This window comes from Bartonella capreoli, assembly GCF_902813205.1.
Lineage (GTDB): Bacteria > Pseudomonadota > Alphaproteobacteria > Rhizobiales > Rhizobiaceae > Bartonella > Bartonella schoenbuchensis.
Genome location: NZ_CADDZX010000001.1, coordinates 109,792 through 123,524, shown reverse-complemented (window position 1 = coordinate 123,524; position 13,733 = coordinate 109,792). Strand labels below are relative to the sequence as shown.

At 38.9% G+C, this 13,733-nt stretch carries 8 protein-coding genes and 1 tRNA gene; 4 read left to right on the top strand and 5 right to left on the bottom strand.

From position 1 onward, the window contains the following. Window positions 1-72: 72 nt before the first annotated feature. The 3 genes from rpsA to aroA all read right to left on the bottom strand — a co-directional run bounded on the left by rpsA (window position 73) and on the right by aroA (window position 3,883). Window positions 73-1,773, bottom strand: coding sequence for a 30S ribosomal protein S1 (gene rpsA, locus J7R05_RS00530; protein WP_010703244.1), 1,701 nt, complete (start codon window positions 1,771-1,773; stop codon window positions 73-75). A 140-nt stretch (window positions 1,774-1,913) separates the two neighbouring features. Continuing rightward, on the bottom strand, window positions 1,914-2,558 hold the full coding sequence (gene cmk, locus J7R05_RS00525; protein ID WP_208540741.1) for a (d)CMP kinase: 645 nt from the start codon (window positions 2,556-2,558) through the stop codon (window positions 1,914-1,916). Continuing rightward, window positions 2,555-3,883: a 3-phosphoshikimate 1-carboxyvinyltransferase gene (gene aroA, locus J7R05_RS00520; protein WP_208540740.1), complete on the bottom strand. Its 1,329-nt coding sequence runs from the start codon at window positions 3,881-3,883 to the stop codon at window positions 2,555-2,557. The genes cmk and aroA overlap by 4 nt, the downstream gene beginning before the upstream one ends. 190 nt (window positions 3,884-4,073) lie before the next feature. On the opposite strand from aroA, the gene J7R05_RS00515 reads away from it, so the two are divergent. From J7R05_RS00515 to ilvD, 3 genes are all read left to right on the top strand, one after another. Further along, the gene (locus J7R05_RS00515) at window positions 4,074-4,454 is read left to right on the top strand and encodes a TIGR02300 family protein (RefSeq protein WP_010703247.1); all 381 of its coding nucleotides are present in this window, start codon (window positions 4,074-4,076) and stop codon (window positions 4,452-4,454) included. A 126-nt stretch (window positions 4,455-4,580) separates the two neighbouring features. Next, a tRNA-Ala gene (locus J7R05_RS00510) sits at window positions 4,581-4,656 on the top strand. A gap of 763 nt (window positions 4,657-5,419) precedes the next feature. Next, window positions 5,420-7,258, top strand: a complete 1,839-nt coding sequence (gene ilvD / locus J7R05_RS00505; RefSeq protein ID WP_208540739.1) for a dihydroxy-acid dehydratase — start codon at window positions 5,420-5,422, stop codon at window positions 7,256-7,258. Window positions 7,259-7,873: 615 nt separating this feature from the next. On the opposite strand, the gene mutS is transcribed toward ilvD, so the two are convergent. Then, on the bottom strand, window positions 7,874-10,600 hold the full coding sequence (mutS, locus tag J7R05_RS00500; RefSeq protein ID WP_208540738.1) for a DNA mismatch repair protein MutS: 2,727 nt from the start codon (window positions 10,598-10,600) through the stop codon (window positions 7,874-7,876). A 212-nt stretch (window positions 10,601-10,812) separates the two neighbouring features. On the opposite strand from mutS, the gene J7R05_RS00495 reads away from it, so the two are divergent. Then, the gene (locus tag J7R05_RS00495) at window positions 10,813-13,113 is read left to right on the top strand and encodes an NADP-dependent malic enzyme (protein WP_208540737.1); all 2,301 of its coding nucleotides are present in this window, start codon (window positions 10,813-10,815) and stop codon (window positions 13,111-13,113) included. 76 nt (window positions 13,114-13,189) lie between these two features. On the opposite strand, the gene secB is transcribed toward J7R05_RS00495, so the two are convergent. Further along, complete coding sequence (secB, locus tag J7R05_RS00490; RefSeq protein ID WP_010703251.1) at window positions 13,190-13,666, bottom strand: protein-export chaperone SecB; 477 nt, start codon at window positions 13,664-13,666, stop codon at window positions 13,190-13,192. Between the last annotated feature and the right edge of the window lie 67 nt (window positions 13,667-13,733).

The window sequence follows — 13,733 nt, the reverse complement described above, 5'->3', positions numbered from 1 at the left end:
AATGTTTCCAGCAAAAGATAAAAAAGACCGCTCAAAAATATAAGCGGTCTTAAGTATTAGTTATTGAGATTATCAATCTTGTTCTTGTTTTTTTAAGGCCACACCAAGAATGTCACCAAGAGAAGCACCAGAATCTGTTGATCCATATTGCGCTACTGCTTCTTTTTCTTCTGCAATTTCCAAGGCTTTGATGGATACTGACAGTTTCCGCGTTTTTTTATCGAATGTGGTGATGCAAGCATCAACTTTTTGTCCAATAGCAAAACGTTCAGGGTTTTGTTCATCACGATCACGGGCCAAATCAGAACGGCGAATAGTCGTTTCAAGGTTGTGATCAATTAATTTCACATCAATGCCATTTTCATTGATTCCAGAAACTTCACAGGTCACGATAGTACCTTTACGCAATTCACCAGAAGCTACTGCTTCTCCAACTTTATCACAGGAAAGTTGCTTAATTCCCAAAGAGATGCGTTCTTTTTCAACGTCAACATCAAGAACAACAGCTTTAACGATATCACCTTTGTTATAAGTCTCGATGACTTGTTCACCAGGACGGTTCCAATCAAGATCAGATAAGTGTACCATCCCATCAACATCACCTTCAAGGCCGATAAAAAGACCAAATTCTGTCTTATTTTTAACCTCACCCTCAATTTGTGAATTTACAGGAAATTTATTAGCAAAAGCTACCCATGGATTTTCACATGTTTGTTTTAAACCAAGGGAAATACGCCGTTTAGAAGCGTCGATTTCAAGAACAACAACTTCTACTTCTTGTGATGTAGAAAGGAGTTTTCCAGGATGAATATTTTTCTTCGTCCAGCTCATTTCAGAGACATGAATTAACCCTTCAATTCCTGGTTCAATTTCAACAAAACCACCATAATCAGTGATGTTCGTAACAGCACCTGTAATTTTCTTACCAACTGGATATTTGTCACTAATGCTATCCCAGGGGTCATTTTCAAGTTGCTTCATCCCAAGTGAAATACGGTGCGTATCCTGATTGATGCGAATAATTTGAACTTTAATAGTTTGACCCATTGTAAGGATTTCAGATGGGTGATTAATACGCCGCCATGCCATGTCGGTAACATGCAAAAGGCCGTCAATTCCACCAAGATCAACAAAGGCACCATAATCGGTAATATTTTTAACAACGCCTTCAACAATTTGATTTTCTTCAAGATTTTGAACAATTTCTGAACGCTGTTCAGCACGGCTTTCTTCTAAGACGGTGCGGCGTGAGACAACAATATTGCCACGGCGACGATCCATTTTTAGAATTTCAAAAGATTGTGGATTGTGCATTAAAGGTGCAACATCGCGGATAGGGCGAATGTCAACTTGGCTGCGGGGCAAGAAAGCAATGGCACCATCAAGGTCGACTGTAAATCCACCTTTAACTTGGCTAAAGATAACTCCATCTACACGCGCACCGGCATTGAATTTTTCTTCAAGGCGAGTCCAGCTTTCTTCACGACGTGCTTTTTCGCGTGATAAAACAGCTTCACCCATCGCATTTTCGATGCGTTCAACATAAACTTCAACTTCATCACCAGCTTGCAAGGAACCATCTTTACCTTTTGTGCCAAATTCCTTAAGTGGAATACGTCCTTCTACTTTAAGGCCAGCATCGATAATGACCATGTCTTTTTCGATTGCAATGATACGACCTTTCACAACGGATCCTTCAGTAAGATCGTTGGTTTGAAAGGATTCCATTAAAAGAGCTTCAAAATCCGCTGTTGTGGGATTATATTGTGACATAAGAACTCCTAAATATATACCTTTATTTAAAGAGGTATAAGCGCTGGGTTAGTGTTAATATGGGGTAATTCCATGATTTCTCATCTTTAATACAGGAAAGAAAAATTAGCGCTAAGCTGGAATCACCAGGGTGATTTTATTTAACTAATATGAGCTTTTATGACAGGATCAATAAAGGTACACATAGCTGTTAATGCTTCTTCTATACTCAATTCTGACGTGTCAAGCAAGTGGGCGTTTTTTGCTGGTTTTAAAGGGCTTTGTTTGCGGGTTGAATCACGTTTGTCGCGTTGTTTAAGATTAGCAAGGATTTCATGATAATCTGCTTGTGCTCCTTTTTTTAAAATTTCTTGATAGCGGCGTTTTGCGCGTGTTTGAGCATTTGCAAAAACGTAGAATTTTATATTTGCGTCAGGGCAAACAACAGTGCCAATATCACGACCATCAAGCACGCTGCCTGGCAGGGTTTTGGCAAAATTGCGTTGTTTTGCAACAAGAATTTCGCGCACAGCCGGTATGGTTGCTATTTTTGAAGCCGCTTCGCCAATTTCATGAGAAGTGAGAAGATTTGAATCTAAAGTGTTAAAATCAAGCTTTGTGGCGTATGTGATAGCACTGGTTTCATCATCAAGAGCCAATCCTTGTTGTAAAAGTACATAAGCAACACCACGATAGGTTAGACCAGTATCTAAATGGTAAAGATGGTAATGGGTTGCAATTTTACGGGCTAATGTTCCTTTACCAGAAGCTGCTGGGCCATCAATTGCAATGATAAAAGGTTTCAAAGAATTTGACCTCCAAGTTGGTGCATTAAGGGGATAAACTCTGGAAAGCTGGTGGCAATCATTCGCGTATCATCGACGGTTACGGGTTTTTCTGATGCCAATCCAAAGACAAGGAAGCACATTGCGATTCGATGATCAAGATATGTTGTAACGCATCCACCTCCTAGGCCTTTTGTTGAGTTTTGCCCATGGACAATAAGGAAGTCTACACCTTCTTCACAATCGACATTGTTGATTTTTAATCCTTGGGCAATAGCAGAAAGCCTGTCTGATTCTTTAACACGCAATTCTTCAATTCCTAGCATAGTTGTTTTACCTTCAGCAAAGGCTGCTGCTACTGCTAAAGCGGGATATTCATCAATCATTGATGGGGCTCGCTCTTTAGGTACAGTTACGCCTTTTAATATTGATGATCTGACTCGTAGATCGGCAACATCCTCTCCGCCTGTTTGGCGTTGATTTAAAAGATCGATCTTAGCTCCCATTTTCCACAATGTTTGGATAAGACCGATTCTAGAGTTGTTTATGAGAACATTTTCAATAATGATATCGGAGTCTTCCACAAGAAGGGCTGCAATGAGTGGAAAAGCAGCAGAGGAAGGGTCCCCTGGAACATCTATAATTTGTCCAGTAAGATGTGGTTGGCCATTCAGATGAATGAAACGTGTACCTTTTTTATCTGTTTCTATCTCAAGTTCAGCACCAAATGCTTTTAACATTTTTTCCGTGTGATCTCGGGTGAGGATTGGCTCAATAACAGTAGTAATACCAGGAGTATTAAGACCTGCAAGAAGAATTGCTGATTTAACTTGGGCAGAAGCCATTGGTACACGATAATAAATCGGGCTAGCCATTCTAGGACCATAAAGCGTTAAAGGTAAATGATCATCACACATTTTTTCAACTGAAACGCCCATAAAACACAAAGGGTCAAGGATACGCTTCATGGGACGTTTAGATAGAGAAGAATCGCCAGTAAAAGTTGTTTTCATATGATAAGAACTGACCATTCCCATAATCAAGCGAGCGCTTGTTCCAGAATTTTTAAAATTTAAAGGTGTCTGTGCTTGCAAAAGGCAACCATTCCCAGTTCCGCGAATGACCCAGAGATTATTTTCCTTATGAATATGGGCACCCATAGCTTGCATAGCAGCAGCTGTTTGCAAAATGTCATCGCTTTCAAGAAGCCCGTGAATATGTGTTTCACCATTTGCAAGCCCCCCTAATATGAGAGATCGATGAGAGATTGATTTATCTCCTGGTATTTTGATTGTACCACAAAGATTGGTAGATTTTTGAGCTGTTGCGGGTATTGCGTTTTGCATAGAAGCTTTATTTAATTTTAATCTAAATTTTACAAAATTAAGTGTTCTTTAGCACACGCTTTAATAAGCGTCATGAGAAAATCCGTGTGAAACGATGCATTTATCTTTGACAAATACATTGTTTTTCGCTTAAGCACCTTAAATTCGTTTTTAAATGAAATTGTAGCTAACCAAAAAAGAGGCACGGTCCATGGCAAAACAGGAACTTGGAACCAAACGTGTTGACCCGGAAACGGGAAAGAAATTTTATGATCTTAATCGTGATCCTATTGTATCACCTTATACAGGGCTTTCTTATCCGCGCTCTTATTTTGAGGTTGCCGCAGCTGAAGCCAGTAGCGAAGAAGAAGTTGACACTGAAGAGCTGGATACAGCACTTGAAAAGTCTGCTTTTATGTTGCTGGAAGAAGATGTTGACGATTCTAAGGATGACGATCTCCCTATTTTGGAAGATGATGATATGGATCTCGGGGATGACGACGATACATTTTTATCGCACACTGAAAGCGATGAGGATGACGATGTAACCGACATTATTGGTGGTAGTGTTCCAGACGATGATGGTACTTAAAAAAAACGAGAAGATTCAGTATTCGTTTTGTTGAAGACAAATTCCTCTTGATCTTCGATTTTTCTCGTTTTAGGAATCTTGTTAGATTGTTAATCTTCCTTTTGGGAAGAGAGGGGTATCTTTTATGGGGCTATAGCTCAGCTGGGAGAGCGCTTGCATGGCATGCAAGAGGTCAGCGGTTCGATCCCGCTTAGCTCCACCAAAAAGGTCGGGATATTTTTCTTAATATAACGCAAATATTTGGAAAGAAGATTTATACATCGGTTGAGAGGTACTGTGGTTTTCGTGATCAATCTCTTTTTTAAGAGGTTTATTCAATAGAGTTTGTAATATGTTTGTCTTGCACTCATTCATTCTATGTCTTTTTGAATTTTTAACAGCCATAAAAATGAAAGTTTAATAAAAGCAAAGTGAAATAAACTATTCGCTAAACAAAAACTCTATTATTGCTCGAAGGTAGTACAAAAAAGTCATTGATTGAATTATAACTTGTAATAAAAGATCTCAAGAGTAGCGTAAAATTAGATCCATAAACTGGAAAATAGTGCTAACTTCATGATTCGTAATGCGCAGCACATACCAAAATAGCAATGGGATTTGAATTTTGTTTTCAAGAAAACAATTAATAAAATCAATGCATTATGCACTATAAATTCATGATTTAAATTTTATTCATCATGAATTCAATTGATATTGGTTATTATTATTGTCTGGTTGTGCTTTTATTTATTTCTTGTAACTTATTGTTATATTTAATCAAAATTAAAGAAGTGGTACATAGGATAATCTTATTGATTATGAACAAATAACAGCTATTGAATTGAATTTTATAAAGAATACCAGTCTTTTAGAGATTCAAATGCTTCAGTAGAACAATATTTTATTTTTAGCGCTAAAATTCTTGTCTTTATAATTAGGGTGCAACACAATAGAGAAGAATTTTAAATTATTCAAGGAAAGAAATAATGCCTTTTTATCGTTCAAGAACGTCAACTCATGGACGCAATATGGCAGGGGCTCGTGGTCTTTGGCGTGCAACAGGAATGAAAGATACGGATTTTGGTAAGCCCATTATTGCAATTGCGAATTCTTTCACACAATTTGTGCCAGGGCATGTCCATTTGAAAGATCTTGGGCAACTTGTTGCACAAGAAATAGCTGCCGCTGGTGGTGTTGCGAAGGAATTTAACACCATTGCTATCGATGATGGGATTGCTATGGGGCATGATGGAATGCTTTATTCTTTACCTTCCCGTGAAATCATTGCTGATTCTGTTGAATATATGGTCAATGCCCATTGTGCAGATGCTCTTGTTTGCATTTCTAATTGTGACAAAATTACGCCTGGCATGTTGATGGCTTCTTTACGGTTAAATATTCCAACAATCTTTGTTTCAGGTGGGCCTATGGAAGCTGGCAAGATTAAATGGAAAGATCAGGATATTACTGTTGATTTAGTTGATTCAATGATTGTTGCGGCTGATGATCGTAATTCAGAGGAAGAAGTTTCTGAAATGGAACGCGCCGCTTGTCCTACATGTGGCTCTTGTTCAGGCATGTTTACTGCCAATTCTATGAATTGTCTTACAGAAGCATTAGGGCTTTCTTTTCCTGGAAATGGATCGATGTTAGCTACACATGCGGATCGTCAGCGGCTTTTTGAAGAGGCAGGCCGACGTATCGTTACATTAACAGAGCGTTATTATGAACAAGATGATGAGACAGTTTTGCCGCGTTCTATCGCTTCACGCAAGGCTTTTGAAAATGCAATGATTGTAGATATTTCTATGGGCGGATCAACTAATACTGTGCTGCATCTTTTAGCAGCAGCGCAAGAAGGCAAGGTGGATTTTACCATGGCTGATATTGACCGTCTTTCACGCCGTGTTCCTGTTTTGTGCAAAGTTGCACCTGCTATTGCTAATATTCATATGGAAGATGTTCATCGCGCTGGTGGTATTATGGGGCTTTTGGGTGAATTAGATGCAGCCGGACTTATCGATACATCAACTTACACGGTTCATGCAAAAACGATGAAAGAGGCTTTGTGTCGGTGGAATGTGAAACAAACCAATGAACAAAGCATTCATGAATTCTATCGTGCGGCACCAGGTGGTGTATCAACACAGATAGCTTTTAGCCAAGCATCTCGTTATGATACTCTTGATCTTGATCGTGAAAAAGGTGTCATCCGTGATATTGCACACGCTTATTCGCAAGATGGAGGATTGGCGGTTCTTTATGGGAACCTTGCACAAGATGGTTGTATTGTGAAAACCGCAGGTGTTGATCAGTCGATTTTAACTTTTAAAGGTCCTGCACGGATTTTTGAAAGTCAAGATTCAGCTGTTTCAGCAATCTTGGCCGATAAAATTAAACCAGGTGACATTGTTTTGATCCGTTATGAAGGTCCACGTGGTGGGCCTGGAATGCAAGAAATGCTCTATCCCACGAGCTATCTTAAATCTAAAGGATTAGGGAAGGTTTGCGCACTTATAACAGATGGTCGCTTTTCGGGGGGGTCTTCAGGGCTTTCTATCGGTCATATTTCACCAGAAGCTGCTGAAGGGGGCACAATTGCTTTAGTGGAAGAGGGCGATATCATAGAGATTGATATTCCAAACCGTATCATTCATTTGATGGTTGATGATATTGAGATTGTACGCCGTCGTGCCAAGATGGAAGAAAAAGGAAACACTGCTTGGCAACCGGTTGAAGAACGTAAGCGTAAGATTTCAAAAGCTCTAAAAGCTTATGCAGCTATGACTACTTCTGCTGCTAAAGGCGCGGTTCGTAATATTTGATTTAAGTAAAATTTAAGTTTAGTGCAGATAAATAAAATTGACCAAAACTTTAATTTTTCAGATTGTCACTCATTGGTAGAGGGGAGAGTTATGAACTATTTTGATTAAAGCTTAGAGAGATTGAAAAATGTAATGATGTAATTTTTAATTGCTGTAGTTTCTCTACGTCATAGAGAGAACAAAAAGTTATCCCAAACAATACTATAAATAAGCTCTACTAAAATGCCAAAAGAAGATCTGCACTTAAGAGATGAAATCAATTTACACTTATCTATAAGTTATGCTGATCATAACAAAAAGCAATAATAATACAATGAGTTATAAGCATAAATGGGGAATGAATAGAGAGTGGTATATTTGAAGGTTATCTTGACAAGGTAAGAGTGTTTACCAAAGAAACTGATGCACCATAATACTGATAATTAAATCACTTAATGTTGTTGGTAAGGAAAAATCAGAAAAGTGAAGTTTACTTGTCAAATTGTTCATGTTCCAAATAAAAAATTATGAATCCTAAAAGGAGAAAAATCAAAAGGATTTAAATCCAAATAAAGCTTTTTTAAAAAATATGCCTAAGTAAATGATAAGAAATCTTTCTACAGTTTATTAGAAAATTTATTGTGCATTCAGCTGTTTAAGGCGATAGAGCTCTTCTAACGCAGCCTTAGGTGATAATTCATCAGGGTGGATATTATTTAAAGCTTCTTTAATTGCATAATATTTATCTGTTTCTTCAGTTGTAGGTGACGTTGTTTGAGGAGAAAATAGCGGCAAGTTATCAATTAATTTGTTTCCTTTTCCATTCATTTCACCTTTTTCTAATTGTTGTAGAACATCTGTAGCACGAGCGATAACTGCTGGGGGAAGTCCTGCAAGTTTTGCAACCTGTACACCATAGGATCGGTCAGCAGCTCCTTTAGTGACTTCATGCAGAAAGACCACATCACCATTCCAATTTTTGACTTTCATTGTTACATTATGAAGACGATTAAGTTTTTTAGTCAGCGCTGTCATTTCATGAAAATGTGTGGCAAGGATGGCACGACAGTGGTTTACCTCATGAAGATATTCAACGGCTGCCCAGGCAATTGAGAGGCCATCAAAGGTTGATGTACCCCGCCCGATTTCATCAAGAATAACGAGAGAACGGTTACTAGCGTGATTGAGAATGGTTGCTGTTTCGACCATTTCCATCATAAAAGTTGAACGCCCCCGTGCAAGATCATCAGAAGCACCAACACGACTAAACAAGCGGTCAACAACACCAATATGAGCTGAAGCAGCTGGAACAAAGGAGCCCATTTGTGCCATAATAGCAATGAGAGCATTTTGCCGTAAAAAGGTTGATTTTCCTCCCATGTTTGGGCCTGTTAATAACCAAATTGCTGCATATTGATGGTCTTGTTGTGCAGAGAGATCGCAATCATTGGCAACAAATGATTCTGTTGCTTGTTTTCGTAATGCTTGCTCTACAACGGGGTGACGTCCCCCAGTGATCTGAAAGGTAAGCGAATCGTCAATTTTGGGACGACAATATCCTTGTTCTTCAGCTAAATGAGCTAAAGCAACAGATATATCTAAAACAGCAAGCGCTTCAGAGGCTGTACGAATGAAATCAACATGTGCGGTAATTTCATTAACAAGTGTATCAAAAATTTCTAATTCAAGCGTTATTGCGTGATTTGCTGCATGAGCAATACGACTTTCAAGTTCAACAAGCTCTGTTGTAGTAAAGCGCATAGCGCTTGCCATTGTTTGCCGGTGGATAAAACGTTCTTTTGATTGCGGGTTATCTGTGAGAGCTGAAGCTTGTAAGCTTGTGACTTCAATGAAATATCCTAAAATGTTATTATGCTTAATCTTGAGTGTTTTAATATCTGTTTCTTGAGCATATTGTGCTTGAAGTTCAGCAATGATACGACGGGATTCGTCACGTAAACTGCGCGTTTCATCTAATTCTTGATGATAATTAGAACGAATAAAACCACCATCACGTTTAAGAAGAGGCAGATCATCGGCTAATGCTTTTTCTAATTGAACATGCAAAGCAATGGGTAAATGTGAGAATACTTCTCGTACGTCACCTATTTCTTGAGGAGGCAATTCATTGCTCAGAAGTTGGTTAAGCTCATTAATAATTTCAAAACCACGCTGAATTGTGGCTATATCACGTGGTCCTCCTCGGCCAAGAGCTAAGCGTGAAACTGCACGCGGCATATCTGCCCCCCCTTTCAAAATAAGACGGATAGCTTTTGCAAGGGAAGTATTGCTCAGAAAAAAGGCAATTGAATCAAGACGTTTATCAATGATTTCAGGAGTAGTAAGCGGGGAAATTAAGCGCTCAGCAAGAAGACGTGAACCACCTCCTGTGACAGTGCGGTCGATAGTTTTTAGTAAGCTCCCGTCGCGTTGTCCAGATGTGGTACGAATAAGTTCAAGGTTAAGTCTAGTAGCTGCATCAATAAAAAGGGTGGCACTTTCATTTTGGCGCTCAGGTCGCATAAGAGGAGGACGATGAGTGATTTGTGTTTTTTCAATATAACGGATGGCTGCTGCGATTGCTGAAAGTTCTGCAGGTGAATAGTCTGCAATGCCTTCAAGAGTTGATAGTTTAAAATAGTTACAAATATCATGTTCAGCGGTTATTGTATCAAAAAGGCTAAGTGGTTGAGGTGAGACAATACGACCAAGAGCATTAAAGAGCGATTTTTGCGATGGATCATGGAAAAATGAGTCGGCTACAATTACTTCTTGTGGGTCTACGCACATGATATCTGTCAAAAGCTTTTCATGGTGACTTTGTGTAACACGAAATATGCCCGTGGAAATATCAATCCAAGCAAGGGCAAACTCTTTTCTATCATTGGTTCTGGTGCGAGCAAGTGTCATCAAATAATTTGCGCGCGTTGGATCAAGGAGCTTTTCTTCTGTTATGGTTCCGGGTGTAACAAGGCGTACAACATCACGCTGAACAACGGATTTTGAACCACGCTTTTTTGCTTCTGCAGGATCTTCTGTTTGTTCACATACAGCAACACGATAGCCACGAGCGATAAGCTTTTGCAAATAATCATCTGCAGAATGAACAGGAACACCACACATGGGAATGTCTTCGCCTAAATGTTTGCCACGTGTTGTGAGCGTGATTCCTAAAGCTTGTGAAGCTTCAATTGCATCATTGAAGAATAATTCATAAAAATCACCCATACGATAAAAAAGGAGAGAATCGCTATTGACTGCTTTGATTTCTATATATTGCTCCATCATGGGTGTAAGGCGATCTTGATGTGCAGTTGCAGACTGTGGGATTAAATTATTTTTATATTCAGCCTTTTCTGTCATTTTGACGTGCCCATTTCCTTTGATATAGGTTTTTACGCCCTTTTTTATTTACTTCAATGCAGATCTTTATTATCTCTAAATTGAAACGTATAGTAAATTATCTATTTAATGAAAACATAGCGATTTTTAGCATATGAATCAAACTTTAAAATCAAGTAGTTGCACTTGTTAGTAAGCAGAATATATACTGTTTTTGGAGAAAAATAAGTCAGATGAAAAAAAGTGAACAGGGTCAAAAAGTGCATAAAAAAGCTTATAGTGCAAGCGAGCAAGAGGCTCTTGATTTTCATAGTCGTGGTCGGCCAGGAAAGCTTGAAATTGTTGCAACAAAGTCTATGGCAACTCAGCGTGATTTAGCGCTTGCTTATTCGCCGGGTGTGGCTATTCCGGTTAAAGAAATTGCTCACGATTCAGCATTGGCTTATGATTATACAGCAAAAGGCAATCTTGTTGCTGTTATATCAAATGGGACTGCTATCTTAGGTTTAGGGAATTTAGGGGCACTGGCATCTAAACCAGTGATGGAAGGAAAAGCAGTACTCTTTAAGCGTTTTTCAGATATCGATGCGATTGATTTAGAAATTGACACAAACGATACAGAAAGTTTTATCAATCTAGTGCATCATTTGGAGCCATCTTTTGGTGGCATTAATCTTGAAGATATTAAGGCGCCTGATTGCTTTATTATCGAAAGCCGTTTGCGCGAGATAATGAACATTCCTGTTTTTCACGATGATCAACATGGAACAGCAGTTATCGTAGCTGCTGGTGTTCTCAATGCTTTGCATTTAACTGGGCGTGATATGAAGAATACGCGGTTGGTTTGCAATGGCGCTGGTTCTGCGGGGATTGCTTGTATTGAGCTCATCAAAGCAATGGGTTTTCGTCCTGAAAATATTATATTATGTGACACTAAAGGCGTTGTCTATGAAGGTCGTGAAGAGGGGATGAATCAGTGGAAGTCTGCTCATGCTACAAAAACAGATAAGCGTACTCTTGCCGAAGCAATGGAAGGGGCTGATATATTTTTCGGAGTTTCAGTTAAAGGTGCATTAACTCGTGAAATGGTCAAGTCAATGGCTCCACGGCCGATCATTTTTGCTATGGCCAATCCCGATCCCGAAATTACACCTGAAGAGGTTATGCAAGTACGTGATGATGCTATTATAGCAACAGGTCGATCAGATTATCCCAATCAAATTAATAATGTTCTTTGTTTCCCATATATATTTCGTGGTGCGCTTGATGTGCGTGCGACAGTTATTAATGAAAGTATGAAGATTGCTGCAGCAAGAGCTATTGCTGGTTTAGCGCATGAAGATGTGCCAGATAGCGTTGCAGAAGCTTACCATGGCAATCGGCTAAAATTTGGCCCAAACTATATTATTCCCGTTCCATTTGATCCACGTTTACTTACAGTTGTTTCAATTGCAGTGGCAAAAGCAGCAATGGAGAGTGGTGTTGCAAGGAAGCATATTGATGATTTAGAGGCTTATGAGCGTGATTTAAATGCTAGGCGCGATCCTATTGCATCCATGATGCGTGGTGTTTACAATCGTGTTCGTCAAGCGCCAAAACAAATTGTTTTTGCAGAAGGCGAAGAAGAACAAGTGATGCGTGCAGCAGTTTCTTATGTTCATCAAAAATTGGGCAAAGCAATTTTAATTGGCCGTGAAGAACAGATTAAAGATACTGCTGTTGTTGCTGGAATTGATCTTGAACGTGAGGGTATTTCTATTGTTAATGCTAAGCTATCCGATTATACGGATGCTTATGCCGATTATCTTTATAAAAAAATGCAGCGCCAAGGTTGGTTGTTGAGAGACTGTCATCGCCGCATTAATAATGATCGCAATTATTTTGCCGCTTGTATGGTAGCATTGGGCCATGCTGATGTGATGATTACAGGGGTAACACGAAATTATGAAACAGCTTTAATGGATATACGCCGGGTAATTGATGAAAAACCAAAAGAACGGCTGCTTGGTATCTCAATGGCTATTTGTCGTGAACGGACTGTATTTATTGCTGATACAGCTATTTATGAACATCCTAGCGCTGAAGAACTTGCCGACATAGCTGAACAGACGGCTTCTTTTGTTCGTGGGCTGGGGTATCAGCCACGGGTAGCATTTTTAGCATTCTCTACCTTTGGGTATATGAAAGGGCAGGTTACTCAGCATATTCAAGATGCTGTTGATCTTTTGTGTGAACGTAAGGTTGATTTTGAATTTGATGGAGAAATGAGTGCTGATGTAGCACTCAATCCGAAATTGATGCAACAATATCCTTTTATGAAGTTAACAGAACCTGCTAATATTTTGGTCATGCCTGGATATCATTCATCTTCAATTGCAAGTAAAATGTTACAAGAGCTTGGCCAAGCAACCATTATTGGCCCCATTTTAATTGGGTTGAAAAAATCTGTCCAAATTGTGCCGTTTAGTGGACACGACACAAATATTGTCAATATTGCAACACTGGCGGCTTATCATGCAGCAAAAATTGTTTGAGAGAAAAAACTGAAATTTTAAGATCTTTTTGATATTGGAAAACCAAAAATAGATCGCATCTGTTTTGAAACAATTTTTAAGATGGTTGTGTTGAGTTATTTTTTTGTTCTTCAGCAATACGCTTTTGAAATAAAGCTGCAAAATCGATAGGATCAATGCGCAAGGGCGGAAAACCACCATTGTGAGTAGCATCAGATATAATTTGCCGAGCAAAGGGAAACAAAAGACGGGGACATTCAATAAAGACCAATGGCATAACGTGTTCTTGTGGAATATTTTTAATATGGAAAATACCACCATAAATTAGTTCTACATGAAATAATATTTCAGCATCATCAAAGGCTTTGACTGAAAGTGATAAGGTTACATCATAATTATCGTTGCCAGCTGGGTTGGCATCAACATTTATGTTAATATCAATTTGCGGTGCTTTTTCTCGCGGACGCAATGACTGAGGGGCGTTTGGATTTTCAAATGAAAAATCTTTTAAGTACTGAGTCAATACAGCAAAAACTGGCCCTGCATTTTTATTATTTATTTCACCTTCGGCCATATTAAATACCTTTCATATAGAATGCATATATTTTTCAGGTTTCAAAATAAAGTGGTTACCATGCTTT

Excerpts from the sequence above, each read along its gene's own strand:
- secB (WP_010703251.1), bottom strand. The coding sequence starts at position 13,666 with ATGGCCGAAGGTGAAATAAATAATAAAAATGCAGGGCCAGTTTTTGCT.
- ilvD (WP_208540739.1), top strand. The coding sequence starts at position 5,420 with ATGCCTTTTTATCGTTCAAGAACGTCAACTCATGGACGCAATATGGCA.
- J7R05_RS00495 (WP_208540737.1), top strand. The coding sequence starts at position 10,813 with ATGAAAAAAAGTGAACAGGGTCAAAAAGTGCATAAAAAAGCTTATAGT.
- mutS (WP_208540738.1), bottom strand. The coding sequence starts at position 10,600 with ATGACAGAAAAGGCTGAATATAAAAATAATTTAATCCCACAGTCTGCA.
- rpsA (WP_010703244.1), bottom strand. The coding sequence starts at position 1,773 with ATGTCACAATATAATCCCACAACAGCGGATTTTGAAGCTCTTTTAATG.
- J7R05_RS00515 (WP_010703247.1), top strand. The coding sequence starts at position 4,074 with ATGGCAAAACAGGAACTTGGAACCAAACGTGTTGACCCGGAAACGGGA.
- aroA (WP_208540740.1), bottom strand. The coding sequence starts at position 3,883 with ATGCAAAACGCAATACCCGCAACAGCTCAAAAATCTACCAATCTTTGT.